This is a genomic window from Brevibacillus parabrevis, from assembly GCF_003710905.1.
Taxonomy (GTDB): Bacteria; Bacillota; Bacilli; order Brevibacillales; family Brevibacillaceae; genus Brevibacillus; species Brevibacillus parabrevis.
In genome coordinates this window covers 260367-286734 of sequence record NZ_RHHV01000009.1, presented here as the reverse complement: position 1 = coordinate 286734, position 26368 = coordinate 260367, and the positions used below count along the sequence as shown (strand labels likewise).

The 26368-nt window shown below is 43.3% G+C and carries 32 protein-coding genes and 3 pseudogenes; 30 read left to right on the top strand and 5 right to left on the bottom strand.

The features are described from left to right. The 3 genes from EDM60_RS29130 to EDM60_RS12640 form a co-directional block, all read left to right on the top strand. Nucleotides 1-853 (top strand): RHS repeat-associated core domain-containing protein (locus EDM60_RS29130; RefSeq protein ID WP_244226803.1); only part of this gene is annotated, 853 nt, incomplete at its 5' end. 501 nt (nt 854-1354) lie between these two features. Next, a complete protein-coding gene (locus EDM60_RS12645; protein ID WP_122964296.1) occupies nt 1355-2311 on the top strand; it encodes a phage lytic cycle repressor MrpR family protein in 957 nt (318 codons plus the stop codon). A gap of 163 nt (nt 2312-2474) precedes the next feature. After that, complete coding sequence (locus EDM60_RS12640; protein ID WP_122964295.1) at nt 2475-3389, top strand: phage/plasmid replication domain-containing protein; 915 nt, start codon at nt 2475-2477, stop codon at nt 3387-3389. A 283-nt stretch (nt 3390-3672) separates the two neighbouring features. Here EDM60_RS12640 and EDM60_RS12635 read toward each other — a convergent pair whose 3' ends face one another. Beyond that, nucleotides 3673-3879 carry a helix-turn-helix domain-containing protein gene (locus tag EDM60_RS12635; protein ID WP_047071214.1) on the bottom strand — a complete coding sequence of 69 codons (207 nt, stop codon included), beginning with the start codon at nt 3877-3879 and terminating at the stop codon, nt 3673-3675. A 159-nt stretch (nt 3880-4038) separates the two neighbouring features. Here EDM60_RS12635 and EDM60_RS12630 point away from each other — a divergent pair, with 159 nt between their 5' ends. The 9 genes and pseudogenes from EDM60_RS12630 to EDM60_RS29585 all read left to right on the top strand — a co-directional run bounded on the left by EDM60_RS12630 (nt 4039) and on the right by EDM60_RS29585 (nt 10118). Then, on the top strand, nt 4039-4824 hold the full coding sequence (locus EDM60_RS12630) for a recombinase family protein (protein WP_122964294.1): 786 nt from the start codon (nt 4039-4041) through the stop codon (nt 4822-4824). Between the two features lie 14 nt (nt 4825-4838). Beyond that, nucleotides 4839-5072 carry a hypothetical protein gene (locus EDM60_RS12625; protein WP_122964293.1) on the top strand — a complete coding sequence of 78 codons (234 nt, stop codon included), beginning with the start codon at nt 4839-4841 and terminating at the stop codon, nt 5070-5072. 145 nt (nt 5073-5217) lie between these two features. Further along, nucleotides 5218-6441, top strand: coding sequence for an IS110 family RNA-guided transposase (locus tag EDM60_RS12620; protein ID WP_122964292.1), 1224 nt, complete (start codon nt 5218-5220; stop codon nt 6439-6441). 51 nt (nt 6442-6492) lie between these two features. Continuing rightward, a pseudogene (locus EDM60_RS29590) lies at nt 6493-6603 on the top strand (RHS repeat-associated core domain-containing protein); the annotation flags it as partial. A 132-nt stretch (nt 6604-6735) separates the two neighbouring features. Further along, nucleotides 6736-7242, top strand: a complete 507-nt coding sequence (locus EDM60_RS12615) for a TreTu family toxin (RefSeq protein ID WP_425266755.1) — start codon at nt 6736-6738, stop codon at nt 7240-7242. After that, complete coding sequence (locus EDM60_RS12610) at nt 7242-7544, top strand: immunity protein TriTu family protein (protein ID WP_122964290.1); 303 nt, start codon at nt 7242-7244, stop codon at nt 7542-7544. The genes EDM60_RS12615 and EDM60_RS12610 overlap by 1 nt, the downstream gene beginning before the upstream one ends. A 148-nt stretch (nt 7545-7692) precedes the next feature. After that, nucleotides 7693-8737: pseudogene (locus EDM60_RS29660) on the top strand (RHS repeat-associated core domain-containing protein); the annotation flags it as partial. A 276-nt stretch (nt 8738-9013) separates the two neighbouring features. Then, entirely contained in the window at nt 9014-9505 is a 492-nt protein-coding gene (locus EDM60_RS28385) for a hypothetical protein (RefSeq protein ID WP_141254306.1), read from the top strand. 241 nt (nt 9506-9746) lie between these two features. Next, nucleotides 9747-10118: a hypothetical protein gene (locus tag EDM60_RS29585; RefSeq protein ID WP_371736957.1), complete on the top strand. Its 372-nt coding sequence runs from the start codon at nt 9747-9749 to the stop codon at nt 10116-10118. Between the two features lie 117 nt (nt 10119-10235). Here EDM60_RS29585 and EDM60_RS12595 read toward each other — a convergent pair whose 3' ends face one another. Further along, nucleotides 10236-10700 carry a VOC family protein gene (locus tag EDM60_RS12595; protein WP_122964288.1) on the bottom strand — a complete coding sequence of 155 codons (465 nt, stop codon included), beginning with the start codon at nt 10698-10700 and terminating at the stop codon, nt 10236-10238. Nucleotides 10701-10829: 129 nt separating this feature from the next. Between EDM60_RS12595 and EDM60_RS12590 the strand changes: the two genes are divergently transcribed. The 15 genes and pseudogenes from EDM60_RS12590 to EDM60_RS12525 all read left to right on the top strand — a co-directional run bounded on the left by EDM60_RS12590 (nt 10830) and on the right by EDM60_RS12525 (nt 20043). After that, complete coding sequence (locus EDM60_RS12590) at nt 10830-11741, top strand: helix-turn-helix transcriptional regulator (protein ID WP_122964287.1); 912 nt, start codon at nt 10830-10832, stop codon at nt 11739-11741. A gap of 221 nt (nt 11742-11962) precedes the next feature. After that, a complete protein-coding gene (locus EDM60_RS28585) occupies nt 11963-12175 on the top strand; it encodes a hypothetical protein (RefSeq protein WP_167470279.1) in 213 nt (70 codons plus the stop codon). Next, nucleotides 12150-12260: pseudogene (locus EDM60_RS29580) on the top strand (RHS repeat-associated core domain-containing protein); the annotation flags it as partial. The gene EDM60_RS28585 and the pseudogene EDM60_RS29580, both read left to right, overlap by 26 nt. A gap of 254 nt (nt 12261-12514) precedes the next feature. Next, nucleotides 12515-12919, top strand: coding sequence for a DUF4279 domain-containing protein (locus EDM60_RS12575; protein WP_122964284.1), 405 nt, complete (start codon nt 12515-12517; stop codon nt 12917-12919). A gap of 425 nt (nt 12920-13344) precedes the next feature. Next, nucleotides 13345-13920 (top strand): hypothetical protein, encoded by a 576-nt coding sequence (locus EDM60_RS12570; protein ID WP_122964283.1) that lies wholly within the window; start codon nt 13345-13347, stop codon nt 13918-13920. After that, the gene (locus EDM60_RS12565) at nt 13890-14276 is read left to right on the top strand and encodes a hypothetical protein (RefSeq protein WP_122964282.1); all 387 of its coding nucleotides are present in this window, start codon (nt 13890-13892) and stop codon (nt 14274-14276) included. The genes EDM60_RS12570 and EDM60_RS12565 overlap by 31 nt, the downstream gene beginning before the upstream one ends. Before the next feature lie 150 nt (nt 14277-14426). Then, nucleotides 14427-14672 carry a hypothetical protein gene (locus EDM60_RS29115; protein WP_233454070.1) on the top strand — a complete coding sequence of 82 codons (246 nt, stop codon included), beginning with the start codon at nt 14427-14429 and terminating at the stop codon, nt 14670-14672. Between the two features lie 42 nt (nt 14673-14714). Then, nucleotides 14715-14951 (top strand): RHS repeat-associated core domain-containing protein, encoded by a 237-nt coding sequence (locus EDM60_RS29110; RefSeq protein ID WP_233454071.1) that lies wholly within the window; start codon nt 14715-14717, stop codon nt 14949-14951. Nucleotides 14952-15350: 399 nt separating this feature from the next. Continuing rightward, nucleotides 15351-15908 carry a hypothetical protein gene (locus EDM60_RS12555; RefSeq protein WP_122964281.1) on the top strand — a complete coding sequence of 186 codons (558 nt, stop codon included), beginning with the start codon at nt 15351-15353 and terminating at the stop codon, nt 15906-15908. 294 nt (nt 15909-16202) lie between these two features. Continuing rightward, on the top strand, nt 16203-16892 hold the full coding sequence (locus EDM60_RS12550; RefSeq protein ID WP_122964280.1) for a hypothetical protein: 690 nt from the start codon (nt 16203-16205) through the stop codon (nt 16890-16892). A gap of 172 nt (nt 16893-17064) precedes the next feature. Then, a complete protein-coding gene (locus tag EDM60_RS12545) occupies nt 17065-17355 on the top strand; it encodes a DUF3349 domain-containing protein (protein WP_167470287.1) in 291 nt (96 codons plus the stop codon). Between the two features lie 180 nt (nt 17356-17535). Continuing rightward, a complete protein-coding gene (locus EDM60_RS12540) occupies nt 17536-17844 on the top strand; it encodes a hypothetical protein (RefSeq protein WP_122964278.1) in 309 nt (102 codons plus the stop codon). Nucleotides 17845-18183: 339 nt separating this feature from the next. Next, nucleotides 18184-18438 (top strand): hypothetical protein, encoded by a 255-nt coding sequence (locus EDM60_RS12535; RefSeq protein ID WP_122964277.1) that lies wholly within the window; start codon nt 18184-18186, stop codon nt 18436-18438. A 123-nt stretch (nt 18439-18561) separates the two neighbouring features. Further along, entirely contained in the window at nt 18562-19188 is a 627-nt protein-coding gene (locus EDM60_RS12530; RefSeq protein ID WP_122964276.1) for a hypothetical protein, read from the top strand. Nucleotides 19189-19299: 111 nt separating this feature from the next. Next, nucleotides 19300-20043 (top strand): suppressor of fused domain protein, encoded by a 744-nt coding sequence (locus EDM60_RS12525; RefSeq protein ID WP_122964275.1) that lies wholly within the window; start codon nt 19300-19302, stop codon nt 20041-20043. Between the two features lie 52 nt (nt 20044-20095). On the opposite strand, the gene EDM60_RS12520 is transcribed toward EDM60_RS12525, so the two are convergent. Next, nucleotides 20096-21166 carry a hypothetical protein gene (locus tag EDM60_RS12520; protein WP_122964274.1) on the bottom strand — a complete coding sequence of 357 codons (1071 nt, stop codon included), beginning with the start codon at nt 21164-21166 and terminating at the stop codon, nt 20096-20098. Beyond that, nucleotides 21150-21683 (bottom strand): RNA polymerase sigma factor, encoded by a 534-nt coding sequence (locus EDM60_RS12515; protein ID WP_122964273.1) that lies wholly within the window; start codon nt 21681-21683, stop codon nt 21150-21152. Before EDM60_RS12515 ends, EDM60_RS12520 begins: the two co-directional genes overlap by 17 nt. Before the next feature lie 250 nt (nt 21684-21933). Between EDM60_RS12515 and EDM60_RS12510 the strand changes: the two genes are divergently transcribed. Further along, nucleotides 21934-23043 (top strand): peptidylprolyl isomerase, encoded by a 1110-nt coding sequence (locus tag EDM60_RS12510; protein ID WP_122964272.1) that lies wholly within the window; start codon nt 21934-21936, stop codon nt 23041-23043. 88 nt (nt 23044-23131) lie between these two features. On the opposite strand, the gene EDM60_RS12505 is transcribed toward EDM60_RS12510, so the two are convergent. Further along, a complete protein-coding gene (locus tag EDM60_RS12505; RefSeq protein WP_122964271.1) occupies nt 23132-24169 on the bottom strand; it encodes a superoxide dismutase in 1038 nt (345 codons plus the stop codon). Between the two features lie 169 nt (nt 24170-24338). Here EDM60_RS12505 and racE point away from each other — a divergent pair, with 169 nt between their 5' ends. Both racE and EDM60_RS12495 read left to right on the top strand, forming a co-directional pair. Next, nucleotides 24339-25151, top strand: coding sequence for a glutamate racemase (gene racE / locus EDM60_RS12500; protein WP_063231179.1), 813 nt, complete (start codon nt 24339-24341; stop codon nt 25149-25151). Nucleotides 25152-25254: 103 nt separating this feature from the next. Further along, nucleotides 25255-26307, top strand: a complete 1053-nt coding sequence (locus EDM60_RS12495) for a GerMN domain-containing protein (RefSeq protein ID WP_122964270.1) — start codon at nt 25255-25257, stop codon at nt 26305-26307. Nucleotides 26308-26368 lie beyond the last annotated feature (61 nt).

The window sequence follows — 26368 nt, the reverse complement described above, 5'->3', positions numbered from 1 at the left end:
CCTGAATACGTATGAGTACGACATCTGGGGCAACCTGCTCGCGGACAAGGTCAAGGAAGCGATGCCCAACCCGTTTACGTATGCGGGGGAGATGTACGACAAGGAGAGCGGGTTTTACTACTTGCGGGCGCGGTACTATGATCCGAAGATGGGAAGGTTTGTGTCGGAGGATACGTATAAGGGGCAGGTGGATAATCCGTTGACGTTGAATCGATATACGTATGTGCATAATAATCCGTTGAGGTTCATTGATCCAAGTGGACAAAAACCACAATATGTTTATGATAAAACGGATGGTAGATACTATTATTCATCTTCTATTGAATTTTTTGATGGAACTTTAACTGCATTTGGATATGTTCCATTTGGTTCATTAGTAGCTGAAGGTACGAAACAATTCCATGAAGAAATGAGAAATTATTCAAGAGGGGATATTAAAGTCTTAAGCTTATCTGAAAGCGAAGAGTTCATAAGAGGTTATGAGTTTGCTACACTCTTGGACCTGACTGGGGATAAGGGCAAGTATGTTTCACCATTCCTTAAGAATTTTACGGGTTATTTAGGAATGGCAATTACTACAGGCAATTTATTTGAGCTTTGGGCTAATGAGACCGAAATGGACGATTTAGTTGGAGACCTTTTCATGAAAGAATTGATTAGCGCTAAATCAGAAGAGATTATTTCAGAAAAATACTATATAGCTACTGCGTATCTTCAATCACAAATTCATTCAGGGAAGCTAGTTTATAAGTATGAGGGGACACTAAAGCATAACTTATCAAAGAATGACCTGATCCAAATGCACGCGGATTTAATACAAATATTTGATAAGATGGGCATTTTAGATAAGTAATGGTAATTGGTATTGGAAGAATGTTTTTATTAAATTGAGTGAGTGTATTTTAGTCAAATATACTCACTCTGATAGAAGTATAAAGTTCCATTACTTATAGAGGAGTGAGATATTATTGAATTATTTTACCGAGAATCTTCGTACAGTAATTGGCTTCCTATTTGGCTTATACATGATTTATTCAGGGATAGTTGGTCTAATTTCAGGAGAAGTATACATTGGGGGAAGAGGGATTTCTTCTGGAGCGATATTTACTCACCCAGAATCTATGTATGCGTCTATTGCCTTTATTCTAATTGGATGTTTTGCTGTTCTCTTGTTCATTAAAAGTATTCTTGAATATAAAAAAGGAAGGTAAATAAGTATAAGTTGGTAATGCCCTAAACGAGTAATCAACAACTCTCGTCTAGGGTTTCTTTTTTTACTCATAAAAGATGTAAATAACTCTTGATTTAAAATGCAAATTTATAGTATGCGTGTTTCAAAGAAAGGTGTGTAACCATGTTTAACCCCGAAACAAAAACAGCCTTTCTTCAAGGATACAAAGAAAATACCCAAAAAGCTTATTCAAGAGTTTTCAACCTGACGATGAAGTTCGAAGTGGAAAAGGATAAGGATTTGCTCCACTTTACACTAGATGAGATTGAAACTGCCCTACACAGCTTCCATGCTTCTACAGGAGACTCTCTTAATACGGCTGGGAGAACGATATCTGCTTACTTGAATTGGGCAAGGGCAGAGGGGCTTAGAGAGGACACCAATCCACTGGAGTCCGTTTCAAAAGAATGGTTTAAGAACATGGTAGGAAACACCCATCAACAATTTACTACGAAGCAAGAAATCGATGCAATTATTGACCAATGTAATAACGATCAGGATTCTGTGATTCTCTCCCTGTTATTTGAAGGTGCGGGTGGAAAAGAGGTAAGTGAACTACGCAATCTAAAACGTGAACAAGTCAATGTTGAGAAACGAACCGTGATATTGATCAACGATATAGAAGAAACAAGAGAAATTTCAATATCGGAACAGTGTCTGAAATTAATAAATGGTGCAATCAAGCAAAAGGATTATCTCAAAGGTAATGGGGAGATGAGACGAGATCATCTCAAAGAAACAAGTGAATTAATTGAAACAGGCTTTGTAATCAGGCCAGCCAAGACAAGAAATGTTCATATGGAACAAGTCAGTCCTCATCTGATTTATGGGAGATTACATGCATTAGAAGAATACTTTGGTTTGGACAATTTACGAGTGAAAACGATTCAACGTAGCGGGATGATCTGGATGGGAAAACAACTGCTAGAACGTGATGGTCAACTCAGAAAAGAGCAGTATTATGAGATCTGTGCACGGTTCGGCGTAAGCAAAGTAACGAATGGCAACAAGCTAGAGTATATGTGGTGGGGATTAAAAGACTTTATAAATCCAGACATGATTGCTGCATTGTACGAGTAACGCACCTAGAGGATTTAATTCCTCTGGGGAAACAAGATAAAACTAAAAATTTATTGTAAATCGATAAGGGAGGTGATCAAACGTATGAGTTGCTATCTTTTGTTATAACATGCCAAATTATATTCAATATATTAAAATTTATAGTAAAAAGGAGAGAATATAATTGTTTGATTCCATCAAAATGAAAGTAAGTTCCGTATTTATTCAACCTGAAATATTACGAGAATATAACCTTGCATCTTTTTCATACCGTAATCAGAAAACAGGTGTCATAACCACATATAAAATGCAAGACGAGATCATTCCATATATGAAATATCAGGATGGGAGCAGAACCCTAACGATTCAAGTTTCCATTCCTAAGCTGCTTTATGGAAATAATGTCAAAGCAATCAACGAATCAGATATTCCTATCTTCTTTCAACGAGTACAAGAACGATTACAGCAATTATTCGGTATCCATATTGCCTATGAAGATTGGAGAATTACCCGTTTAGATGTATGCTGCAATTTCCATGTTGGGAATCGAACAGGGGAGTATGTTCGTCAGTTGAGCAAAGGGAAAATGCCCTATAAAGATACACGAAATTTTAATCATGACGAAACAGTAGAATTTTATAACAAGAGTAGCAGAGTCATTCTGTATGATAAATACAAGCAATGTAAGCGAGCTAAGGAACCGAAGGAGATCGTTGAACAGTCCAAGGGAATTTTACGATTAGAAATTAGACCGAGCGACAATGACATGAAGAGATATACCAAAGAGAAGAGAGCCATTCATCTCGTCACTCATTCCTTTTTTACCTACATAACCCAAAAGACACTGGAGGGATTGCCATACACAGAAAATGTGGAAACGATTGACTATGAATGGCTTTTGGAAAACAAGGAGGAAATATCAAAGATTGAGACCTATCTAGGTTTCACTATGATCAAAAACTTGTTCCAAGAAAGTGGAATAAGAGCAATTTATACAACATCCACTCTTCCTAATCGTAGGAGTTTGGCAAAGCAAATAACCATCCCGAAAAAGGAAGGGTTAAAAAGGTTAGAGATTATTGATTCAGTTCAGGGATGAAGACATCCACTCATACCGTATTGTTGTTAACACGATAACGATAAAAATTATAGAACTTTGGATAAATTTTAAATGGACAGAGCCTACTAATAAAGAAAAATAAGCAAATAGAGCAGTCCTTACAAAGAATATGTGTCTCCCTACGATACCGTATCGATACAACCTGCTGCCATTCGGGGGTATTTTACATCTCTATATAGTGAATGGACATGGAATAGGGGCATTACACATCTAGTCCCGTAGGTAGGTTGGATTTTAGGCGATTAAGTTTTGAGGTGGAAAATTACTCCCCCTCCAACACCAGCAATTCATGCAACTCAATATCTAATGTCTTACAGATCGTTTCAAATGTACTAAGGTGAACCCTATCTACTTGGCTGGAACAGAGATGGCTGATTGTATTCGGTCTAAGACCAGTGAGTCTTGCCAATTCTCGTTGAGACATATTTCTCTGATCAAGAATTTCTTTTAACTTTACAATTATAGGCATTTTGAGTCCTTCTTTCCCGTGAACATTCTTTATCCATTATACGTGCAATTTTAGCACGAGGAAAAGGTCGTTGATTGTATCTGCTAAGCGATATATAATTATTTTGTATCTACTAGGCGTTGCAATGATTCAAATTCCTGTAACGGGAAGGGGAATAGTATGGAAAAAGTAGTGGGATATGTCAGAGTATCGACAAAAGGACAAGTTAAAGATGGGTATAGTCTAGCCTACCAAGTAGAGGAGATTCAGTGTTATTGTCAGGATAATAATCTAGAATTACTGAACATCTACAAGGATGAGGGGATAAGTGGAGCAAAAGTGGATGAGGATGGATTGACCATTGAACGGGAAGGTTTACAAGAACTGTTATCCAGTTTTACTTATCAAAAAGTAAGCCATATTATCGTTCTCAACACTTCCCGATTGTGGAGAGCCGACATGGTGAAAGTCCTCATTCAAAGAGAATTAAAACGGCACAGCGTAGACGTAAAAGCAATTGAACAGCCCAACTATAGTATTTACGCCCATGACCCGAATGATTTTCTGATCAATGGCATGATGGAATTACTCGATCAATACCAACGTTTGGAAATCGCACTCAAACTAGGGAGGGGGAGAAAAAAGAAAGCGCAACAAGGAGGATATGCAGGAGGTGGCGTTGCTTTCGGATATACGGCAACGAAAGGACAAAAAGCCATTCAGATAGATGAGAGACAGGCGGAGATTGTGCGGAGATTGTTTTCCTTACGTGAAACGCATCCCACTTGGTCACTCTCCCAATTGGCTGTCCAACTGAATACAGAGGGGTATACTACGACACACGATAAATCCTTTACCAATACCAAGGTACAGGTCAAACGAATCATTGATCGTGAAGCATTCTACAAGGGTGCCTACCGCTATGGTCAGATTGAAGCAAATGGACTTCACGAAGCCATTATGTAGCGGGAGGAACGAACGTGGAAGCGCAATTCACTCACTATCAACAGGAAGAGATACGCTCTCTTGAAAAGATTCAGACGTGTGAAATAGGTACGCAATTAATTTTTGACTATGTTCAACAGGAAAACGCTGTATTTAACGTCGCTACGCTAGAGGAAATCATCAAAGTCATTTTTCAGGTGGAAGTGGATCAACGAGAATATTTGCTGCAAATCCGTTTAGCGAAGGCATTGTCTAGCACGAAATTATAACCGTAATGATAGAACGATAATGACATGAAAAGAATGTACGAGCTAACGTATCCGTGCGTGTTCATCCTTGAATAATGCTTGTTCGGAGGGTGCTGGCATTCTTTTCTCTACATCATTACTCATCAAAGATAGGGGTGAAGTCTTTTTGCATCATAAACTGAAGTACCTGTACATCGGCATAGACTTACATAAACGTCATCATACAGCGGTGATGATGACCTGTTTCCATGAAAAGAGAGACGAAATCCAATTCGAAAACAAGCCGTCAGCGTTTCCTAAGTTTCTGCACCAAGTAGAAAAACTAGCCAAGAAGGAAGGCTTGACCCCTATGTTTGGCTTAGAAGATGTGGGGGGCTACGGAAGAGGATTGGCTATGTTTCTAATTGAAAATAAATATGAAGTAAAAGCAGTTAATCCTGCCCTTACGGTATCCATGCGCAGAAGCAGTCCGAACAACAAGAAAACAGATGCGTGGGATGCAGAGTCTGTGGCTCGCATTCTGATTTCCAACTTGGATACACTGCCGACTGCGAATCCACATGACCTTTATTATGCAATCTCACAGCTTGTCACAAGAAGAGAGAACATTGTGAGTGTTGTAACAGGAATCAAGTTACAGCTTCATCAATTGCTAGGTTATCACTATCCAAGTTACAAGAAATTCTTCTCACAAGTAGATGGGAAAACAGCATTAGCTTTCTGGCTGAAGTATCCTTCTCCAAGTTGTTTGAGCGGGGTGAATGTGGGTGAATTGGCTAACTTCTTATACAAGAAGAGCAATCGCTACATGTCTACCAAGAAGGCAGAGGACATTCTATCTCTCGTACAGCAAGATGGAGACACATCGAAAGACTATCAAGGAGTCAATGATTTTCTTGTTAAAAATGTGGTTCGGGACTTGATCGCCAGAGACCATCAGCTTGAGCAAATTGATACAGAGTTGGCGAAGCATCTTGCATTATTGGATTACAAATTAGAGACCATGCACGGAATTAGTACGGTCACTGCGGCGGAATTAATTGCGGAGATTGGCGATGTTTCACGTTTTTCCAGTGCTGACAAGTTAGCTAATTTCGCTGGAATTGCACCCGTTCAGCATAGTTCAGGGAACAAGCAAAAGAGCAAGTTAGGCAACCGTAGCCTGTATGATATCTTCTATAACCTTGCCATTCGTCAACTGGGTGTATCAAGGGCAAAGAAACCCAATCATCCTGTTTACCATGCATACTACGAAAAAAAGCTGGCAGAAGGGAAAACCAAGTGGCAAGCGATTATTTGCGTCATGCGTAAATTGGTCAATGTCATATACAGCATGATGAAGAACAAGACGGAATATAAAATGCCAGTCCTTACAGAACAGGCGGCGTAGTAGCAGGGTGGTAGCGGAAATGTTGCCACCTAACCTTTATCCATTGAGTGCTTTATCATGGAGGATACGTATAAGGGGCAAGTGGAGAATCCGCTGAGTTTGAATCGGTATACGTATGTGAGTAATAATCCAATAAAGTACATTGATCCAAGTGGACATATCAATGTAGGAGTTGGTGAAGGAAATTCTGGAACCTATTATTATTTTGATAATGAGGGAGTCCGGAGAATACATGGAACAAAGGAAATTGATTGGCAGTATTATCGTGAGTGGTTCGAAAAAGATCAAGCCGGCATGCAAGATGCACTGAGAGGTACAAACAAAATTAAAAATAGCATAGCAGCTCAGGTTACATGGGACTGGGCAATGGAAAATGGCGTTCCCATGGATGGTGGAGGTGCAGGCTATTCAGTAAAAGCTCCCGGAGTTAAGTTAGGCACTAAAAATACAATTACCAATACTATTAAGGGGACAGGAAATGTTGCGACTACTCGAGTAGGTCGATGGATGTCCAGAGAAGAATACGATACCATGGTCAAAACAGGTAAAGTACCTGAAAGTTATACCGGGACGACCCATGTTGCTAATCCTGCGGATGCTAATGCCTTTGGGAAGCAAGCAAAGCCGGGATCAATATATGTCGAATTTGATGTTCCCACGTCGTCGCTAAAGCAAACAAATGAGTGTTGGGCCAAGAGTGTTGGGCCAAATTCACTTGAAGGTAGACTGGCAGCTAAAAAAGGTCAACAAATACCTCAGATGCCATCTGCCACTAACATAAGAATAGTAGGTGAAAAATAATGCTTGATAATTTTCAAATTTGGACTAGAGAGATAAAGGGGTGGTTACAAGCTAAGGGAGTTGAGACGGAAGAAATAAATATTGTAGACTCAATCATTTCTGATAATCCTAGTATCACTGTACATCACTATTCTCCTGAAAAATTCATTGGTTTGATTACACTATGGGAAACTAATGCCGCTTATGTTGAGATACTCGAATATTCAAGTGGCGAAACGGTGATATCCGAACATCTACAGATACAAGCAAATTCGGATTTTAATGAGGTTTTCAAAGGTTATCTTTCTACAATTTCACAATAAGTTTAATACCATATTCCCTGATTAAAAATATCAGGGATTTCTTTTATGGCGGGACAGTCAGTGAAATTGCCCGCTGGTAGAAAGCGAGTTTACCCCGGACGGCATGCAGATCAGCCGCACGATCCCATACGGGAACCAGGCGCAGAGCACCACCTATGCCTACGACTGGGACGGCTTTGTCTACCAAACGACGAACGCTCTCGGAACCACCCGCTCCCATCGCAACAACGCCTACCGCGACGGCAGCAGCTACTTGCCGCGCCTGACCGAACAAACGGTGGCACCAAACGGCTACATCGTCACGACCTACCGCGACCTGTACGGCCAGGTAGAGAGCACCGAGGAAACCGCGCAACAAGACGGAAAGCGCCGTGTCACGAATATCCAGACAGACCGTTTCGGAAAAGTGACAGACAAAGAAGTAACCGACGGCAGCACCTCCCAACGCTGGACCTTGCGCTACGATGCCAACGGCCAACTCGTCTACCTGCGCGACCCGGAGAACAACGTCAACGAATACGGCTACGACGGACTCGGCAACCTCGTCACCGTTGTCGAAAACGGCACGACCTCCGCCGTGTACACGTATCATGCGCTGTCCTGGAAGCTATCAGAAAAGAACCTGGAAACCCAAGCCGAGCAGTAGCACGACTTGTTTAACCGCCTGACCGAATACAAGGACAACAAAGGCACGCCGACCTATACGTACTACCCAGCGGATTGCGTGCTACCAAACAGCAGACCGGAACGGTAACCGACACTACCTACTACGTGTACCTGAACGGACCAGTGATTGAGGAACTAAACCAGGATGATCGCGTCAAGGCCCGCAACGTCTTCGGCAACCAACTGATCTGGCGCAAAGACTACACGACGAACCAGGAAGGCACCTACTACTACAACAGCCACGGCGATGTCGTGAAGATCAAGGGGTCAAGCGGCAACGTCCTGAATACGTATGAGTACGACATCTGGGGCAACCTGCTCGCGGACAAGGTCAAGGAAAGGAAACGATGCCCAACCCGTTTGCGTATGCGGGGGAGATGTACGACAAGGAGAGCGGGTTTTACTACCTGCGGGCGAGGTACTATGATCCGAAGATGGGAAGGTTTATTTCGGAGGATACGGTTAAGGGGCAAGTGGATAATCCACTGAGTTTGAATCGGTATACGTATGTACATAATAATCCGTTGTTAGCCCTTTTGAATATAACCCGTTAACATCTGATGCATTCAGAATCTTAAAAGAAGGGGGCACATTTACTATTGTGGGTACCTATAATAACAAGTATTTTAAGAATGTATTTAACGCATCAGAGCAAGAACTTAGTAGTGCGGGTTTTGGATTGTTATATAAAGGTAAACCAGTTGAAGGTTTATGAACTAGTTTTCAAACTAATGGTCAACCAATCAAATCAGATACATTAAAACAGATTACACTGTATAAATTACATTTTGACTAAGAAATGGGTGAGTAAAATTAGAAACGTCCTTGATGTTACTGGTAAGCTATTTGATCAAGTAGATTTTACAGAAGCGACATTATTTTTCCACGGTCATAGAGAATTACCCGAATCAATAGCAATCGAAGTATGGGGTCTTTCATTTATAGAAACACAACAGACAAAAGATTACTATGTATCAGGAATTGCGACTATCAGCTTTGAAGGAGTGACATCGGGTCTATTAGAGGTTTCGTTATACCAAACAAATGAAGATGATTTCATTAAAATCAAAAATGAGAAATATTTAACGTTAACAAAAAGCTGGGGGAAGCCTCTAGGTTTTGAAGAGTATCAATATCATCTAGGGGGAGTATTAGACTGGCCAAGAGGTTATTCTCAATTAGGTATTAACGCAACTGGAAAAGTGACAGTGTCATTTGAAACAAATAATTGTGTATTAACTAGCGACTATGTAAGAAATCCAGAGAAATATACGTACAAGGGGAATAGAGACTAATCTACGCAAAAAGCGTAACACCCCAAACGAGTAACCAACTACTGGGACTGACCCCGTAACGTGAGACAAATCAAAACACCTTCAAGAGAACACGCCCATGTCGTAAGTAGGGGGACAACCTTGGAGGTGTTTTTGTGTTGGCAACTAGAGTTAGTTATCCCATAGAAATTAAAATGAAAGCAATTGAAATGCGCCTTGCAGGCGTCACCATTGAGATCATCTCAAAGAAACAAGTGAATTAATTGAAACAGGCTATGTAATCAGGCCAGCCAAGACAAGAAATGTTCATAGGAAACAAGTCAGTCCTCATCTGATTTATGAGAGATTACATGCATTAGAAGAATACTTTGGTTTGGACAATTTACGAGTGAAAACGATTCAACGTAGCGGGATGATCTGGATGGGAAAACAACTGCTAGAACGTGATGGTCAACTCGGAAAAGAGCAGTATTATGAGATCTGTGCACGGTTCGGCGTAAACAAAGTCATGAATGGCAACAAGCTAGAGTATATGTGGTGGGGATTAAAAGACTTCGTAAATCCAGACATGATTGCTGCATTGTACAAGAGTAACGAACCTAGGGGATGTAATTCCTCTGGGGAAGCAATATAAAACTAAAAATTTATTGTAAATTGATGGAGAAGGTGAACAAACAAACGATTCCCGTTCTTAGCGGGAAAATAAAAAATGGTCTTCTCTTCGGTAGCAAGACCATTTTTTTGAATGATTTTACCGCTTGTCTGCAATTACCCTGTCCAGGAAAATATCCGCGTCGCTGTTGAACTTCCAGGCTACCCCGAATTTGTCAACCAGCATCCCGAAACACGATGACCAAGGCATATTGCCTAACGGTATGATCACATGGCCGCCAACGGACAAAGCGGTGAAGTATTCCTGCAGTTTTGATTTGTCGTTCATGACGAGCGTAATCAGCATGTTATTGCCTTGAACGACTTCCCCCGTTACCTTCTTCATCGAAGGCAGGACATCCGACATCATGATTTTTCCACCTTCGAAGGCTATAGACGACTCCATAATCATGTTCAACTCATTTTCCGGCAACGGGTAGTTCGGGTCTTGAGGAATATCCTTGAACTTCACTGCTTTCACTTCACTTGCGCTCAAAGCCTCTGCATAAAACGCAATGGCTTGCTCTGCAACCCCATCGAAATTCATATACACAACTGCCGCCATAAAATGAATACCTCCTCCTTGTTCTAGCTACATATTAAGCTATAATAGGTGACATCTTATGTGTCGCTTATTCGTATTGCGTTAAAAAGAAATTTCATTGTTGAGCGCAAGGCAAACGGGAGGCTTTAAATGAACAAAGTGGAGCGGCTGATTTCGATTGTGATGATTTTGTTGCAAAAAGAGGTCATGTCGGCGGGAGCCTTCGCCAGCCTGTTTGGCGTCAGCAAAAGAACCATTCTGCGCGACATGGAAACGCTGGGACTTTCCAACATTCCGATCTATGCGGTTCACGGGGTTCATGGCGGCTATGCGATAATGAATACGTACAAATTGGACAAGCGTCTTTTGAATCAAACGGATCTGGAAAATGTGTTGACGGCGCTGAACGGGCTGGGGCAGTTGATGGTGAGCAAAGAAGTGGAAGCCACTATTCAAAAGATCGCGTCCATGGTCGGCACCGCATCTCGCAATAGCATGATTCAACTCTCCTTTTACGATTGGGAAGGACGCTCGGATCTCCTCCCCATCTTGAACGAATGCCAGCAAGCCATTGTACAAAACAGGCTGGTTGCCTTCGACTATCTGGATCGCAAGGGGATTGCCACGCACCGAAGGGTGGAACCGCATCGCCTTCATTTTAGTGAAAGAAGCTGGTATCTCAGAGGGTTCTGTTTGGAGCGCCAGACTTTTCGAACCTTCAAGCTGTCCAGGACAGACCGGTTCAGGATGGAAGAGGCCCGATTTGTGCCTAGAGACGATAGCGAGGACCACATAACGGAACTTGATTATCAAAGCCCGCTTGTTGCGATTAAAGCACGGATCTCTCCCCGCGTGAAGGAACAATTCATTGAGCGCTATGGACGAAAATGCATGGATGCCTCTGATCCGGAATACCTGATTGCCTCGATCAGCATTCCTCAAAACGAGGACGGTTTTCGCTTTTTAGCCGGTTTTGGTACGGACGTGAGGATCATGGAGCCTTCGTCGTATGTCGAACAATTCAAAGCATTTTTAGCTGCCATGAAGGACGCCTACTCGTAATATTGTATCTTCCATTACATCAGCTATGTAGATATTTATGAAATGCTATTGGCGGACATTCAGCGCCATGCGCGGACAGCCGAGGAAAAGCTCTTTTGTGGAGATGCTGGTCGACGTAAGCCAGAAGCAACAAGAGAAAGAATGGGGGGCAGCTCTCAAGGAACGGGACAAGCTGACCAAGCGGGAGAGCGAACTGCAAACGATTCAGCGCAAGCAATGCATTGGGGCGAATTACAGATCAGCATTATGTGGCGCTGTTACGAGATTTTACAGCAGAGCAAGCGCAAATCAAAGAGCGCTTAAAGCTGCTGGAAGAACTGCTTAGCCAGGCAGAAAGCAAATGTGGGCCTCTTTTCACCGTAAAGATGGTTGCAGCAGAACTGTTGTCACGTTTCTCTTTCCATCTTCCGCTTTATCATGGAGGATACGTATAAAGGGCAAGTGGATAATTCGCTTAGTTTGAATCGGTATACGTATGCGGAGAATAATCCAATTATGTTCATTGACCCTACGGGAAATATAACGTTTAAGGAAGGATGGGGCACTTTTACTGATCCTGCCAGTTATGAAAAAGCCATTAATACCGTTACGAGTATTGAGAACTACAAGCCTGCACTGGAAGCACTCGCAGACTACTAAGTCTTGGACAATAAAGACTTTAGAAGATTTTTGGATTAGCAACACTTAAACTGGTCAAAGTATTTTTTTGAAAAGAGAGGGTTAGGCAATGGTATACCTACTGAGGAATTTATTGATAATTAGGGAGGGGAAGAATGAATAAGACTAGCGTAATGGTAGAGTTTACTCTAACTGGAGACCAGTTTAACCCAGACTTTATTGCAGAGAGATTGGAAATTAAACCAAATGAAATCTATTATAAAGGCGAGCAAGCAAAGCATAGAAAAGCTGTGAGAAAGGAGACTTGCTGGTCAATTAATACGGGATATCAAGAGTCTCTTGATGTTAATATTCAACTTAGAGATGTTATTGAAAAAATAAGGCCCAAAAAAAATGATCTTAAAGAGTTGCAGGTAGAGAACAACCTCGAAATCAAATTTTGTATCGTTATTAAAATTGAGGAAAATCAAACACCTGCTATATATTTAGATAGTGATATAATAGCATTTGCGCATGAAATAAAAGCAGAATTTGACTTTGATTTGTACATCTACTCATAAGTAGTTCACGAAGGTATTTCAGTAATTTCGTGTAAATTATGCTCAGTTTATATTGTTTAAAGAGATGGCTTCTTACTTAATTATAGAGGTCATCTTTTTTGTTTCCCATTGTATGAGCATACCATTGAGAAATAGAATGTGGCTCAGCACAGAGTGTCACAATGTTTAGGGGTAGCATCATCAGTTGCTTATCGCACTTATTTGAACAAAATTCGGTGCCAAAAAGCTATAGTGTGTACCTGTACGAATGGGTAAAAAAGACTGTGATTAACCTAGATACTACGCAAGGCAGCTACTGCCGCATATCGAATTTCTAAACAGATCGTTTGGGACGAAAAAGTTTCTGGCAAGGCACTGGATCGCTCGCTTCGATATCAACGATCAGGGAAGTCACTAAGTGATTTTTAGAGGAAGGACTAAAATAAATGAGAGTGATTACATCTGTTATCATACTCCTTGTAGCCCTAGTTATCTGCACAGCTTGCGAAGAACAAAACAACATCTTTACCCCAAATTATAATAATGAACCTACTTCCAGTGTAAATTCAGAAGAGCTCCATACTAGGGTTACTAATTCAAACCATGAGGCGATACTACCAGATTCCATTAAAAACATATTGGGTGAATGGAAGAGTGAGCGTATATTTGCTCTTGGTAAAGTGACAAAGTATACGGATAAGGAAATTAAAGATTTGTTTTTAGGAAAGACTGTCATATTATCAATAGATTCAATGAAACTGGGTGAGGAAGAGACCTTGAAACCGATTTACTATCGTGTATCAGAACATCTAAAGTTGCACAATCAGATAAGTAATTATGAATATTTAGACCTTCCTGCTATAGATAATGATACTTTGAAATTGATTACGATGCATAAATATGATGAAGAACAAGAAGGAATACAAGGCAATGGGGGCTCTACTAGTAGTAAAAGCAATCGATTCACTAGACAAAAGGGCGAAATGAACAGATGCTTTATGAACAACCTAAGCTCAAATTAATCGATTCATTTAATAGCATCGAGAGCATTCTAAATGATAAGTCTTTAACAATACATGAGAAGTTCACATTTATTAAGAAAATAAATGACGAGAACATAAAAGAATTTTCAGATAGTAACATTGTTTTTCAAAAAATTTATTACTTTTATGTTGTGAAACACATGATTAATGCTGAGATAGAGCTATTTGAAAATATTAAGGTGACATTAGATCTTGATGCCGCAATATTAGAATATGTAAGTGATAGAAACAGGCGCATTGAAATTTGGTTTTTGGATCAAAAAATTAGTGAATATTGGGGAGAGGAGAAGGATTATAACAATATAAAAGCGTTAATTCTGGATTCTTTTATATAGTCCTTGACGTCCAGATGAGAACGTAATACTCGTTTAAAACGGAAATGTTTCAGATAGCTAACCATGAATGGCCTCTATCCTAGCCAATCGAAGCGATGTAGAAAACGATTAGCTCTTTATCGGGGCCACCGGGATGAGTCACAACAATGGATGAAAGCAACCAACGGCTACGATTTGTTCGGCAGCATTCCGCGGGGAAGCTACTTACGACAAGCAGAAAGAAACGGTCCAGAACAACACAGCTCAATATGGCTTAGGCCCCATGGAACCGCCAAGTCTGTCAATGTGCCAGCAGAATCGACGAGCTCGTACAAACTGAATGATTTGCTCAACCGCCTGACTGAATACAAGGATGACAAAGGAACCACGACCTACAAGCGGATTGGGTGCTACTAAACAGCAGACCGGAACGGTAACCGACACCACCGGAACGGGCAAGTGATTGAGGAACTAACCCAAGACGGCCAGGTCAAAGCCCGCAACGCGTCTTCGGCAACAACTGATCTGGAGCAAAGACTACAAGAAGAACCAGAAAGGTACCTACTATTACAACGGCCATGGCGAGGTGGTGAAGATCAAGGGGAGATACATGACAAGGAGAGCGGTTTTTACTACCTGCGGGCGCGGTACTATGATCCGAAGATGGGAAGGTTTGTGTCGGAGGATGCGCATTAAAGGACAAGTGGATAATCCGTTGAAGTTTGTTGACCTAGATGGTCATAAGTCGAGAGGATTAGATTTTTCATGGGCGGGTTTTTTACTACGTTATAGCAAAGATATGTGTCTAGCAAATTCGTTAGAAGACAGATGGAACGATGTGATGATTGAAAACGATAAGAAAGAGAGTAAAGCCGCACATACCTAATGATGATGGGACAAGATGTTACTACATTGAATACTAAAAATAATCTCGGTTAAAACAGTACAAGAACGTCTGATTTTTTTGTTGATGGAGTGCTTACTGAATTAAAGATACTCTTTGGAGCTGAGTTAAATCGCAATACCGCACCTGGGCAAATGAGTAGTGGTTTAAGACAAGGAGCACAAGCAGTTATATGAGGAGTGAGGAGTATAATGGGGAGTGATTTTACTGCCGTATTCGGACATAAATTCAAAGATTATGAAGATATTGTTTTTTTTAAAAAAGAATTGGATGATTCGGTACATTTAAAAAAATTACTCGTTTCTCTTACTGGGGGAAATATAAATGCGATAAACCATCTTAAGTGGAAATGGGGTTATACAAATGGGCACTTTCATTCAAACGCTGAACTAACTCCGGGCTTATTTGTCACACTAATGTTTGATAATAGGTATAAATTAATTATAGGGAAATGCCTTTGTGAATTCAGTTGCTTAATTGGGTGGTTGGCTTTTTTGGAAGACGACTCTATACAAAAAGCACTCAGGAAAATTTGTTTGGAGTTATCGAAATACTTAGGCAATCCCGTTTATTTACCGGATAGTTACAGTTACACGGATTATGTTTATGAAGGTAGCTGTATCCATGATGTCCTACAATCATTAAAAAAGAAATATGGATTACCAAATTTAAATATAGCGTCTATGTATGACGAACAAGGGACTTCATGGGAGTCGAAAGGATACTATATTGATCTTTTTAATGACTGAAACACAAAATAAACCTAGAACTCTGGTTAGTTCGCGGTATTAACCAAAAGCTTTTCGGTATCAATTGAGTAAGGGAGCGTGAACATGGGATGCATGTATTGTAGAAGGAGTAGCGATTAGTTATGGTGTGTACTTAGCAGCGGCAGGAATAGGCGTAACTGCTGCGGGTATCTATGAATTTTTCGTTGGCAGTGACAAGTTGCCCAGCATCAGAAAATTATGGGATCCCCACCAGTGCTGCTCAAGCTAACAAACTTGCTGATACAATGACTGCTGAATTAGCTGGTGATTATGATGAAAAGAGCATTTAAACTAAAAAAGATCAAGGTGTTTCATATGTATACTGAGAAAACTACATTGCGTAAATTAGTTACTTTTGATGAGGAAAATCTGAGCGATTATTTAGGAATGTTTGATGCTCTAAAATATCACTTCAACGCTCATGATCCTTGCGTCGATAAAATTGTAGTTTTTCTAACTGCTAAGAATGAAAAGCTACTAAATCCACTTGCAACTTACTTTACTGCAAAGTTTGATTGTAATGATAATCATGAGTATATTCCTTTTCTTTTTTACCACATGGACAATGAACAATTGAACATGTTTGAAGAAGCACTTATTGAAACAGCGATGAATGCAACCGAAAAATACCATCTAAATCTTGAAGTTGTTAGACAATTATTAGAGAAAGGTACCACCAAAAGAGAAGAATGGATCGAATTGTTGCAAAATGCCAAAAACTGGGTTGGTTCTTGGGTTGAGGCTTTCTTGAATGGTGATACAAAAATGGATTATCAAACTTTTATAAACTTCACAAGTTTAGCTTTAATGGCTATGCCGGCGTATTTAAATGATAAATACTCAGTTGATTCTACAAATTTTTATAAGTGGAGTTCAGAAAACGAAGAATATGTAAATCTGATAGGAAAAGCGAAAAATAGTTATTTTAGGACAATTGATCAATTCATTAGTTTCATAAAATAGGTTTTCAAAAAGGATTCTATTCTTTGCTGGACAAAGGGTAACATCTTTCCGTCTGTTTTTTGAGAATCTGACCCACAAGCTGTAAAAAAACGACGTCCTGACCTTCTCGCTGGATAACGATGAGCAAAGCCAGGTCAAAAGTCAAATGTAGCCGATCCAAAGGAGAATAACGGTGAGCGAGAAACACGCATCGTCTCTGAAAAGTACATATATATTGCTAGACAAAGCTTTTCCAAATGGCATTGATGAAAGGCACTACTTTTCTTTGCTGAAAGTACTATACGAACACCTTTCAGATCGGAATTTAGCAGAAGTTATTTCAAAAGTATCGGGTAAAGCAGAGAGTATTGTTCTAAATGATATTTATAAAGTTGCTGCTAACATTGTTACCTGTGAAGAAGTGCCAACAGTAATTGAAATGCTTAACTTTTGCGGGTTCAGTAAATGGATTGAAGAGGAATAAGGAAGGAACAAGCATGCTATCAAAGGGAATCTTAGAGGGTATCAAAAAATTCTGTGTAAATGTGCTCAAGTAATAGTGTTAAAAAGATGCCTTCTTTATCTGTATCAGAAGTCATCTTTTACTGTTCCAGGAAAAAATGAGTCAAGTTATCAATCTAACAAATAGGAAGGTGAGGGGGGAATGGAATCACTCGGGCAATATTTCTTGGAAGAGGAAATTGAAGAAATATCGTTATTAAAAGAATTGTGCGATGGGATGCTGATAGATGGCAAGCAAGTGGTGTGTTTTGAGATTTTGGACGATATTCTTAATTCGCGATGTGAAATTAAAAAATTGTCAGAAGCAGATTTACTGGTAACGCTTGAGCAATTAAAGGGATTTCATGCATTCTGGGAAGATATAGAGTGGTACGATAATGAGAAACTTAGAACTTTATTACCAAAGTTCAAAAAAATCATCAAACAAGAATGGAAAGCAAGAAAAAGATAAAAGCTGGAGACGGGTATGCAACAACAATGCAGATCCTTTGCGAAGGATGGATTTTGTCCGTCACATTTTAAAAGTCGCTGGAGGAGATATAGTGGGAATGGAGTTACTGCCTATTTGGGCATGAATCAGGTTAATGTCTAAAATTATGATTTTGAAGTAAACGGGTGGCTACGGAGGTGCTTCATTATGAGGAGTTTTGGAGATAAAAACATATTTGCAATGCAGTATGAGTTCGGGGTCAATCCTTTTAATGAAGCCAGTTTGACTGGTGAAACATGGGGCAGCTTAAGTTATTTGTTCACGGTATAGATGTTTGTCGATTTAAAAGAGGGGGATCGCGTGACTGCCTTTGAATGGAATTTGATATACATGGTTGAATGGCTCAGCGAAAATGTAAAGTATATTTTGAGAGACGAACCTTTCCCCCTTCCTGTTAAAGGACAACATTCACTTGAACTGTTGAAACATTGTCTGTTGTTTGAATCAGACGATGATGTGGATGTGATGCGTGGTTTGATGCAAAGCAAGAAGGGGAGTTTAAGCACTCATGGTTTTCAAATAGAGCAGGCTTTTTTTGCCGGATGTATTTTTTAGAAGAGTTGGCGGTGACATCGAGATAGCTTGGAATAATGAATCAACGTACTCTTCAAAGGGAATCTCATTTATGAATCCATCTTCCCGCGAAACCTGATTAATTAGCAAGAGGGGGAACACCCAGTGCGACTGTGGTTGAAAGTAATGTGGGTCATCACTATACTCGTTAATTTATCAGGTGTTATCTGGTTTGTACTGGGTTCGACTGCAAATTTTCAACGGGGTATAGACTTAATTTCCACAGTAATACTTGTGTATCTAGGTATACCCTCCATTTTATTGATAGTCGTTTCTAGTTTTCTATTATTGAAAAAGTGGAGTCCATCTAGGTGGTGGGAGGTCATTGGGGTTTTCATGATCATGACTGCCATGCTTGTACTGACTCCACATTTGTATAAAAACGTAGAGACGAGCGGATGGTTAACAGAGAAACTAGAGACGGATTCCATCCAGCAAACCTCAGATCAGCGCTATATGTACTGTTTAGAACTTATTAATTTGTTTCAGCAAAATGGCTCAGCTCGTTTGTATTTAAAAAATGCGAATACACGGGAGGAACTTAGAATCGCTGTAGACCTACCGTTAACCAAGATTCAAGGAATATCTTGGGGTGAAGTGCCCCGCTTTATTAAGCTTGAGCCAACAAACGACGCAAATATATACATCCTGCATACAACCGAGAGCTTTCCTATTCCAAATGAAAAGTTTGAAATTCATATACAAGAGAAAACATCAGTAAAAATAGGCTAAGAGCATGTCATAAATGAGAGCGATTCAAATTTTAACCTCTATCCCCCACCTAAAACAACCGATGTAATAAAAGGATAAAAAATCCAAAGTCCAAGAAAGCGAGGCACCACCATGAACTTTTTCAAGAAATTGTTTGGCGGCGTGGAAACCGACGAAAAAGCAAAGGACGGCACTGCGATTTATACCTACAACCAGCAAGCTGGCTTTGAACCGCCGGCTCCGATGAAATATGTAGACGATGTCGTGAACCACTTCCAAACGGTTTTTGCCGGGAGAGAGAGCAGCGTTTTCCATGAGATCATTTCCGATACCATCCATATTGATGTCAACGTCATGAGCCCGACAGAAGAAGAGCCATTCTGGGTGCTGTACACAAACGGGATGAGCGATTTGCCGATGACGATTCCGGATGAAGTGCAGGAGCAGATGGAGGAAGTGATCGATCGGGCGGAAGTGATGATATTTTTGCCAGCCTCCTGGGAGCTGACGGAAGAGTCGCTGAAGGATGAAAATCTGTACTGGCCGATCCGGCTGATGAAGCAGATGGCGCGTTTTCCGCACCAGTACAATACGTGGCTCGGTTACGGACATACGATTCCGAATTATGCGGAATATGAGCCGTATGCGGATGGGACTGGACTGAATGGTGTCATTATGTTCCAGCTCTCTGAGGAACTCAGCGTCATTTCTGCCAAGGACGGAACGCAGATTCACGCCTACTTCTTGCTTCCACTGTATAAAGAAGAGATGGACTACAAGCTGGAGCACGGCATGGATGCCTTGTTGGACAAATTGTTTGAACTGGGCGATGAGGCGCTCATTTTAAATCCGAACAGAAAAAATACGTGCAAGTAAAATGCGAAAAAGCTGCTGACCATGACCTGAGTCAAGTCGGCAGCTTTTCCTTTTATTTTTCCATGCGGATGCTGTAAATATTGCCGACGTCCAAATTGTAAAGGTGGATGGAAAAGCTTGGTTTCCCTGGGCTTCTCAGCACGTAGCCGCCCCAATCTTTGCCGCCGTGCGCTGTATATCCGCTGATGTCCATGCCAAAAATGTCTTGAATGAGCGGCTTGGTAACAGGAATGACTTCATCCAGTGCTTTGATTTTGTACATATCTGTTACATAGTCCACCTTGTACACTTGACCTGTCGTTGCTCCGACTGTCACCGCATAGTTCGCTTGTTTGTTGTCGAGCTGCCAAGTAGCTTCGCCCGTCTCTTTCCTTTTTTTGGCTTCGGTAAAGGCAAACTGTTTTTCGTGGGAGAGGCGCGTCAAGGCTGTTTGTGCGATGGAGATTGCCTTTTGATCCACGTCTTTTGGGTTGTAATTCAATGCGAAACCAGCGACTTTGTTTGTGGCAAAATCGACTTGGACGTGCTGATTGCCCGCAAGCTCGAAGGAAAAATAGTGTTCGCCCATGCCTTTAAAAAACCAGCTTTTCTGGAAGGCAACCTGCTGGGAAGCCTCCTTGAAGGCGTTCTGCGCCGTTTCTACATATTTTTGATAGGGCGGGATCAGTTCGTTTGTGGCAAATTCAGCGGCAACACTGCGAACTTCTGTCGTGCCAGGCTTGAACGTTACGATGGCTTGGTAATCTTTTGCCCGGACAATCGTGTATTCCGCGTCTTTTTCGATCTCGTCAAAAGGAAAGGTTTTCTGAATGCCGCTCGCTGCTTGTACGGCTTTTTGGGCAGCGGCAAAATACGTCTGCTCCTCAGGAGTCAAAGCTGCCTGACTCGTTGTTTCTGCCGGAACAGCAAATGGTTTCAGCCAGAAAAAGCCGAGCAACAAGCCGCAGGTGATCAGTCCTTTGGCCATCCAGCCGTAATACGCTTTTCGTTTGTTCACTTTTTGCAGTCTGCCTCCTTCTTTTCGTACGCCTTCCAAGATCGCCTGGCTGCGTTCCCGGGAAAGGCTTTGCTGCGGGAATTGGTTCAATTCCTCCAGGATGATCTGCTCATCTTGTGATGGCATCGTGCATCACCTCCGCAATCGAAACATGCATTTTGTTTTGAATCGCCTTCATCGCTCTGTGCAACGTGAGATTGACCTTGGCTTCCGTCCAGCCCAAAACCTCCGCCGTCTCCTTGCTCGATAACCCCTTGATTCCGCGCAGGATCAAAACGTCCCGATACGAACGCTTCAACTGATTGATCAGCTCGTACAGCATGCGCTTGTTTTCGCTTAACTCCAGCGACTCCTCGGGTGTTTTATCGCGCGAAACGAGATGCTGCAAAAACACATCCGGCAGCCAGTTGATCAGCTTGGCTCGGCGCTTTTCATCAATGGCTACGTTTCGCGCAATGGCAAACAGCCACGTTTTTGGATTCTCGATCTCTGTTTGCTGTGCAGCTCTCAGGGCACGAATAAAGGTCTCTTGAACCAGATCGTCGATATCTTTTCGCCCGGTGTAATAGACGAGAAACCGATAGACATCCTGGCTGTATAAATGAAACCATTGCTCGATTCGCGAGCCAGTATCTTGATTCAAAAGGGTTTCACCTCCTTGTCCCTGTAAAGACGAATAAGGGCTTGGCAATCTTTCACTTGTCCGAATAAAAATATGAACCTTTCAAAAGGAGCAGTCAAATGCTTTCAGCCAGAAAAACTTGCTCCCGGCGAGAGCAAGAGTGGCGGATGAAAAGTAGAAATATTCCAAAAACAACTACCTTCCAGACAAGCTTTACGCTATACTACCTTCATGGAAATATTTTCAAAAGCACATTTAGGGGGCGAATCTATTGAAAAAGCTTGTTTCCTTCCTGGTAGTCGCAAGTATGGCTATCCCGCTGTTCAGTCCGGTTGCTGTCCAACAAGCAGCTGCGAGCACCACTCATAATTATCGAACAGAAGTCCAGACACACCAATTTCGCCCGCATGGTGGAGACAAGCAGGAAGTGGCGGATTTCGCCCAGGCTTTGGTGAAGCATCGCACCAATCCGGCCGAGCTGGACAAGCTGTTGGCAAAAGACTCCCTGAATTACTATGCGATGCAGGAGTATGTAAAAACGTTGGCCCAGTTCCAGAAGATTGAAGTGGTGGAAGCGGTGCCGCAAAAGCTGTACACCGTGGAAAAAGAGGACGCTTACAACAGCTATCGTTCCATTGTGAAATTTAAATATATCGGGTACACAGCGGACAATAAGGCAATCGAAAAAACAGATTTGATCGGCCTCGTCAAACGCGGCAACAAAGACGGGGCCGTCTGGCAGGCGTGGGGCACGGTGTGGCAGGATACAGGCATCGACGTCTCCAACGTGAAGCTGTTTCAGCTTGAAAAGCCGCGCAAAGGGGAAGAAATCGTCGTCATGACTACCGATGCGGGAGTGATCAAGCTGAGGCTGTTCCCGGACAAAGCTCCGAAAGCGGTCGAGAACTTCAAGGGGCTCGCCAAAAAAGGCGTCTACAACAACATGATTTTCCACCGCGTCATCAACGACTTCATGATTCAGGCGGGAGAGCTTACTGGCCCGGATGGCAAGGAGCTGCCGAGCATTTACGGCAAAGATTTTGCAGATGAGTTCAACCACGACTTGTTCAACTTCCGCGGGGCGCTGTCCATGGGCAACGCAGGACCGAACACGAACAGCACGCATTTTTATATCGTCCAAAGTCCGAATGTAGATCAGGAGTACCTCGATCTGTCCGCGCTCCCGCTGAATGCAGAAGCCAAGTACAAGGAAATTGGTGGGCGGGCGTACCTGGACAACCGCCATACCGTTTTTGGTCAAGTGTTTGAGGGGATGGAAGTCGTAGACAAGATTGCCGCCCAAAAAACCGATGAAAACGCCAAGCCGCTCACAAATCCGGTCAAGGTGAAAAAGATCGAGTTCGTCATTTACAATCCGTAACGAACAGGAAACAGGACCCAGAAGCCTTATACCCCCTTTCATCCCGACGTCTTGGGAGAACAGGGGGTTTTTTTGCGGGGAAAATGGCTCAAAACGGCTCCCAGCGCAGCTTGCGCGCTTGCTGAAAACGCTCCTGGACATAGGGCCAATGGACGATGTTCCACCAGTTTTCCACGTATTTGTCGCGCTGGTTTTGATAAGACAGGAAGTACGCGTGTTCCCAGACGTCCAGAGCGAGGAGCGGAATCGCATCCCATTGGGCGAGATTTTGGTGTTTTTCCGCCGTCAGTATTTCCAGGTGGTGCGCCCGGGGAGACCAGACGAGGATCGCCCAGCCAGGGCCTTCCACTTTGACAGCGGCCTGGGAAAATTGCTGCTGGAATGCGCCAAAAGACCCGAAATACCGCTGGATCGCTTCGGCCAGCTCTCCCGTAGGAGCACCACCGCCCTCTGGACTCATGGACGGCCAGAAAATGGTATGCAAATAATGGCCAGCCCCATTGAAGGCAAGCTCGCGTTCCCAGTGGCGAACCAGATCGTAGTTGCCGCTTTGCCGGGCTTCGACCAGTTTTTTCTCCGCCGTGTTCAGGTCGTCGACATATTTTTGATGCAGCTTTTCGTGGTGAATGCGCATCGTATGTTCGTCAATGTATGGCTCAAGAGCGTTGTGCGCGTATGGCAGCGGGGGCAGAGTGTGGCGTCCGGCAGCGACAGGGCGGGTTGCGCGAACAGGTTCCCGGGCTGTTGGATACGACACGGGCGTGGGGGCGCCGACAGGATCGACCTCTGCGAGAGTTGCTGTGTGGACCAACTGAGTTTCGGGGAAATCTTCCTGAATGGTGATTGCCTCGTCTTGCTGCTCCTCTTCGGTCAGTTGCGCCAGTCGCAAAAAGTGGTGGAATTGCTCCTGAACTTGTTCGGCCCGCGCAATTAACGTCGGCAATGTCTCCTCGGCAGCCAACTTATCCAGGCGCGAAGCCTGTCTTCCTATTTTCGTAAAAGACTCTTCGAATTTGTGCAGATGCCGTTCCAGCTCGCGGTTTATTGGTTTTTGTTTTCGCAGATGGTCGATCCACTGACGGCCCCACTGACTCCAATCCAGCAGTTGCTTGGCTTGCTCCTCCACAAACATTCCTCCTCACATGGGCGCATCTCTCCCACAGATTATGAACGCAGCCCAGAGAAGGTGCGACATTCGCGGAGTACAAGAAAATTAAACTCAGCATATGGTAGTAGCACAAATGTTTGAGTGGTATGCTGTACTATATTCATTTCAACAGGGGAGACACATTTGCATGAGTAGAGATGGAGCGATTGCTGTCATTGATTCAGGAGTGGGAGGGTTGACTGTAGCCAAAGAGATCATGCGTCAACTGCCCGAAGAAAGGATCATATACGTAGGAGACAACGCGCGGTGCCCGTACGGCTCCAAGTCCCCGGAAGAGATTCGGACATACAGTTTTCAAATGATTGATTATGTAATGACCACACCGCTTAAAGCGCTGGTGATTGCTTGCAATACAGCAACTGCTGTCGTTTTGGAAGAAGCGATCTCTTATTTGCCGCTGCCGGTAATCGGGGTGATTGAGCCGGGAGCGCGTGCTGCCGTTTCAGTGACGAAAAATGGACGGGTCGGAGTGATCGGTACGGAGACGACGATTCGCACGAAGGCGTATGAGCGCGCTCTGCTGCGGGCGGAGCCGGATTTATACGTGGTGGGAAAGGCTTGTCCTGCGTTTGTGCCATTGGTGGAAAGTCATCAGGCAAGCTCGGAAGAGGCACGCCAAGTCGTCAAAGAATCACTGGCGTCGTTGCAGGGCGAGAATCTGGATACGTTGATTCTCGGCTGTACGCATTATCCGTTGCTTGCGCCCGTGATCCAGGAAGTCATGGGAGATGGCGTCCGGCTGATCAACTCAGCGGAGGAAACCGCCCGTGAGCTGTCGCTGCAAATCGTCTCCACAGAAGCTGGCAAGAAGCTGGAACAAGTACAGCATCTGTTTGTCACAAGCGGCGAGACAGAGCGTTTCCGGCTGATTGCGGAGGAATGGCTGGGCAGCAAGGTGGACGTCATTCACCACACGCTGGAAAAATCTGTGCAGCCTTAAAACGGCGGAAGGCCGTCCATTTTGCCAGACAAACTTTCAACGCATAAACCCAAGCCCTGCTCGTATACATGGTAGTACAAAGTGTCTGGAGGAGGCTGGGGAAATGAAGATGCGACACATAGGCAAAATGACGGCTGTCCTGGGGGTAAGCGCCGTGCTTTTGTCGGGCTGCGGTCTTTTTGGCCCGGAACAGGAAACGAGCAGTATCGACGCACCGCCACAGTCACAGGTGTCGGCCAATCAGCCAAATGGCACCGTGTCACCGGATGTCGCGGTGCAAGGAAAAGAGCAGGCGGTTCAAGAGACAAACGAGAAGACCGTTTATTTGCTCGATGCAAACGGCTATGTCGTGCCCGTGTCCTTGACGATTCCCAAATCGGAGGGGCCTGCCAAGCAAGTCTTGAACTACATGGTCAAAGGCGGTCCTGTGGAAAGCTTGCTGCAAGGAGGGTTCACGGCTGTGCTGCCAACCGGGACAGAAGTGAAAGGACTCGTAATCAAAGACGGCGTGGCGACGGTGGACTTTTCCAAAGAGTTCAAAGCGTATGAGGAAAAGGACGAGAAAAAAATTCTCGACGCTGTGACGCGGGCGCTGACGGAATTTCCCAATGTCAAAACGGTGCAAATCTGGGTGAACGGAACACCGTTGACCGAGATGCCGACAGCAAGTACGCCGATTACGCAGCTGGACCGCAATCATGGGGTGAATCTGGAGCTGGCAGACGGAGCCGTGCCGGGCAACACGTCAGCGGTCACCGTGTACTTTCAGGGGCAACTGAATGACACCCGTACGTATTACGTTCCGGTCACGCGACTCGTTCCAGAGACAGCCGACATCGCCAAGGCGACAGTGGAAGAGCTGATCAAGGGGCCGAAGCAAGGCTCGCAGCTATTCAGCTCGCTGCTCAGAACGACCCGCGTACTGGACGTGAAGCAGGAAAAAGACTTGGTCACCGTCAATTTGAGCAGCGATATTCTCAAATACGACGATGGCAAGGAAGCCAGTCCCGAGGCGCTGCAATCCCTTGTGCTTTCCTTGACCGATTCGACCGGAGCCAAGCAGGTGCAGCTTCTCGTCGAGGGCAAACCGCTTGCCAGCGGAGATTTCACCAAGCCGGTATCCCGGCCGTTGCAGCTCAACCCGCTCGCTTTTTAAATCAACCAGCGCAATGCCACGCCCGCCAGTTTTCGAGCGTGGTTTTTTCTTTTGCACGACA

Bases quoted from the DNA above. Each gene is read 5' to 3' on its own strand.
- EDM60_RS12575 (WP_122964284.1), top strand. From the start codon at position 12,515: ATGAATAAGACTAGCGTAATGGTAGAGTTTACTCTAACTGGAGACCAG.
- EDM60_RS12630 (WP_122964294.1), top strand. From the start codon at position 4,039: ATGGAAAAAGTAGTGGGATATGTCAGAGTATCGACAAAAGGACAAGTT.
- EDM60_RS12590 (WP_122964287.1), top strand. From the start codon at position 10,830: ATGAACAAAGTGGAGCGGCTGATTTCGATTGTGATGATTTTGTTGCAA.
- racE (WP_063231179.1), top strand. From the start codon at position 24,339: ATGAGTAGAGATGGAGCGATTGCTGTCATTGATTCAGGAGTGGGAGGG.
- EDM60_RS12570 (WP_122964283.1), top strand. From the start codon at position 13,345: ATGAGAGTGATTACATCTGTTATCATACTCCTTGTAGCCCTAGTTATC.
- EDM60_RS12525 (WP_122964275.1), top strand. From the start codon at position 19,300: ATGAACTTTTTCAAGAAATTGTTTGGCGGCGTGGAAACCGACGAAAAA.
- EDM60_RS12645 (WP_122964296.1), top strand. From the start codon at position 1,355: ATGTTTAACCCCGAAACAAAAACAGCCTTTCTTCAAGGATACAAAGAA.
- EDM60_RS12555 (WP_122964281.1), top strand. From the start codon at position 15,351: ATGGGGAGTGATTTTACTGCCGTATTCGGACATAAATTCAAAGATTAT.
- EDM60_RS12565 (WP_122964282.1), top strand. From the start codon at position 13,890: ATGCTTTATGAACAACCTAAGCTCAAATTAATCGATTCATTTAATAGC.
- EDM60_RS12610 (WP_122964290.1), top strand. From the start codon at position 7,242: ATGCTTGATAATTTTCAAATTTGGACTAGAGAGATAAAGGGGTGGTTA.
- EDM60_RS12635 (WP_047071214.1), bottom strand. From the start codon at position 3,879: ATGCCTATAATTGTAAAGTTAAAAGAAATTCTTGATCAGAGAAATATG.
- EDM60_RS12595 (WP_122964288.1), bottom strand. From the start codon at position 10,700: ATGGCGGCAGTTGTGTATATGAATTTCGATGGGGTTGCAGAGCAAGCC.
- EDM60_RS12615 (WP_425266755.1), top strand. From the start codon at position 6,736: ATGCAAGATGCACTGAGAGGTACAAACAAAATTAAAAATAGCATAGCA.
- EDM60_RS12495 (WP_122964270.1), top strand. From the start codon at position 25,255: ATGAAGATGCGACACATAGGCAAAATGACGGCTGTCCTGGGGGTAAGC.
- EDM60_RS12520 (WP_122964274.1), bottom strand. From the start codon at position 21,166: ATGCCATCACAAGATGAGCAGATCATCCTGGAGGAATTGAACCAATTC.
- EDM60_RS12540 (WP_122964278.1), top strand. From the start codon at position 17,536: ATGGAATCACTCGGGCAATATTTCTTGGAAGAGGAAATTGAAGAAATA.
- EDM60_RS12550 (WP_122964280.1), top strand. From the start codon at position 16,203: ATGAAAAGAGCATTTAAACTAAAAAAGATCAAGGTGTTTCATATGTAT.
- EDM60_RS29115 (WP_233454070.1), top strand. From the start codon at position 14,427: ATGAAAGCAACCAACGGCTACGATTTGTTCGGCAGCATTCCGCGGGGA.